General features: G+C 36.3%; 3 protein-coding genes. 2 read left to right on the top strand and 1 reads right to left on the bottom strand.

From position 1 onward, the window contains the following. The first annotated feature begins 246 nt into the window (after positions 1–246). Both GXZ13_07630 and GXZ13_07635 read left to right on the top strand, forming a co-directional pair. Positions 247–1,053, top strand: a complete 807-nt coding sequence (locus GXZ13_07630; GenBank protein ID NLX75673.1) for an SH3 domain-containing protein — start codon at positions 247–249, stop codon at positions 1,051–1,053. Between the two features lie 55 nt (positions 1,054–1,108). Then, a complete protein-coding gene (locus tag GXZ13_07635; GenBank protein ID NLX75674.1) occupies positions 1,109–1,726 on the top strand; it encodes a L,D-transpeptidase family protein in 618 nt (205 codons plus the stop codon). A gap of 194 nt (positions 1,727–1,920) precedes the next feature. On the opposite strand, the gene GXZ13_07640 is transcribed toward GXZ13_07635, so the two are convergent. After that, positions 1,921–2,523 carry a nitroreductase family protein gene (locus GXZ13_07640; GenBank protein NLX75675.1) on the bottom strand — a complete coding sequence of 201 codons (603 nt, stop codon included), beginning with the start codon at positions 2,521–2,523 and terminating at the stop codon, positions 1,921–1,923. Positions 2,524–2,686: the final 163 nt, after the last annotated feature.

Raw genomic sequence — 2,686 nt, forward strand, 5'->3', positions numbered from 1 at the left:
ATCGGAGAGCCAGGGAATGTGTCCGAACATGTCCCACATGCCGATGGTGAACAGCGGCACGGTAAACACGGCGGCCAGAATCAGATCTCTTTTCATAATCATTGATTCTTTGGCTTCGGTCTCGGCTATAATCTGGGGATCGTCCTCGATTGTCGTATAACCGGAATTTTCTACAATTTTGATTAAAAACCATTTAATTAAAATTCAATAGAGCCAACGGTTCTTGGAAAAAGTTCAACATCACGAATGTTAGAAATTCCCGTAATATACATGACTAGTCTCTCAAATCCAAGTCCATATCCGCCATGCTTGTTGGTGCCATATCTTCTTAGGTTGATAAATATATTTGTTGAAGCACCTTTAAGTCTTTTCTTTGTGAAATTAGTTGGAGGTCTTTTGGGTGGTTTCTTGGGTTTTTCTCTAATTTATTATGGCTTATTTGCAGGAGGAGTAGCTTATGATAAACCAAGTTCAATTGTAGATTTAAGCCAAACTGCTTCTCAGGATGCTATAGAACGCGATGGACAAACTTTTGCAGATAGTGAAGATCTAACTGCTGATGGTGCAGAAGCTATAAAACAGGGACAGATTAAGGGAAAAAGAGTTAATATGAGAGAAGCTCCAGGCTTGAAGGCAGCTGTTATCTTTACTTTCCCTGGTATGGAAAATGTAACCATACATGAATCAGCAAATCCTGAGTCTTCAAAATATCCATGGGTTAAGGTCACTTATAAAGATAAAACTGGGTGGGTCTATGGACAGTACGTAGCGGAAAAAGCTCCTGTCAAACCAGCACAAAGCAAAACAGTTACAACTGATAAGAGTCAGGTAATTCCTAAACCAACAGCTACAAAGCAGGGACAAATTAAGGGAAAGAACGTTAATATGAGAGAATCCCCAGACTTGAAAGCTCGTGTCCTTTTTACGTTTCCCGGCTTGGAAAAGGTTACTATACATGAGGCAACTACTCCCGAACCTGGTAGAAAACCTTGGATCAAGGTCAGCTACAAAGATATAACCGGTTGGGTTTATGGACAATATGTCAAGGAGTAATTATTTTGCGAATTGCTAGTGAGCAAATAATGCGATTGAAAAAGGAAATGTCGGCATGAAATTAAAACCTGAGTCACAAAAGTTGTTTTTTCTGATTATAGTAACAGTTGCCATATGTGCACTGTTTTTTACCATTAAACATCATGGAGTTGATGAAAAAGCAGCAAAGGTTGCAGAAAAAGAGTTGAAACTCACGCCTGATGTGCCAAAAACTGCTAAACCTCTTTCTCCTACTATTCTTCAGAAAAGAGATGCTTATTCTCATAGGGGTGAATGGATAAAGATTATTAAGCTAGACCATAAACTTCATGTTATGAAAGACAAAAATATCGTAAAAATTTATGATATAGCAGTAGGCAAGAACCTTGGACAGAAAGTACGTGCTGGAGATTGTAAAACTCCGGTGGGTGATTTTTCTGTACAACAGATACAAAGCGCTAGTCATTGGTCTCATGACTTCAAAGATGGCAAAGGCGTGATTCAGAACGCTTATGGCCCCTGGTTCATTCGATTAAGAACAGGATGGAATGGCATTGGAATCCATGGAACACATGCGCCCAATTCTATAGGAACAAATGATACAGAGGGCTGCATTAGATTAAAAAACAGCGATGTTGACGAACTGAAAAGACGACATATTAGAATAGGTATGCCTGTTGTAATAGTTGAATAATTAGCTCTTTTACCTTTGTGTTTTTTACAACAATAAACGCCTTTTGATTAGTTTTTACATTAATCAAAAGGCGTTTTCTGTTTAAAATGCTTTCCCCGCGCAAATTCTATATATATTTTAGAATTTTGCGAGTTTTAAACTTGTTTTTTGAAGTACGGAAATAAGTGCTTGTTTATATAGATTTCTTTTACTGCCTACTTATATACTTTTACTCTATCTTTTAGGGGCTTGAACTCTTTTTCTCCTGGCAGTGGTGACACAGGTTTTCCAAAGGGCATTTGTGCTCTCATTACCCAACCATCAGGAATATTCCATTCTTTTTTTACATTCGCCTCTATGAGCTCATTGTAATGTTGAAGTGAAGCACCATAACCTTCTAGTTTCAATGATGTCCAGATATTGAATTGATGCATTCCGCTTGATTCTTGTGACCATATTGGAAAGTTGTCCTTGTATGTCGGGAATTTTTCTTGCATTTCTTTGACAATATTATGATCTTCATAGAATAGTATCGTTCCATAGCCTGCTTCAAATGTATTAATTTTTTCTTCTGTTTTTGAAAATTTATCTTTCGGAACTATTTTTCTAAGCGCTTCTTTTGTTATATTCCATAATTTTGTATGATGATTATTCAATAACAGTATAACTCTAGCCGTTTGCGAGTTAAATGCTGATGGTGTGTGTTTTACTGTATGTTCTATTATTTCTATGATCTTGTCGTCTGACGCAACCTTGTCTTTACTTATTCCATAGTGCGACCTTCTTGCTACTAATGCTTCATAAAAAGTTTTTGCCATAATTATTCCTCCTTTTTAATTTTTTTAATTTCTATGATTAATATATGAGGTGTTCTGCTTAATTATACTCTAAAAATTGACTTGTAATATTTCTAACATGAAGAAAATTCATATAAATCAATGATCATGCAGCCTTTTTGAGATTTATGAATATCTTTGAACG

The organism is Synergistaceae bacterium (assembly GCA_012728235.1).
Lineage (GTDB): Bacteria > Synergistota > Synergistia > Synergistales > Synergistaceae > JAAYFL01.

Coding starts and splice junctions, on each gene's coding strand:
- GXZ13_07635 (NLX75674.1), top strand. CDS start 1,109: ATGAAATTAAAACCTGAGTCACAAAAGTTGTTTTTTCTGATTATAGTA.
- GXZ13_07630 (NLX75673.1), top strand. CDS start 247: ATGTTAGAAATTCCCGTAATATACATGACTAGTCTCTCAAATCCAAGT.
- GXZ13_07640 (NLX75675.1), bottom strand. CDS start 2,523: ATGGCAAAAACTTTTTATGAAGCATTAGTAGCAAGAAGGTCGCACTAT.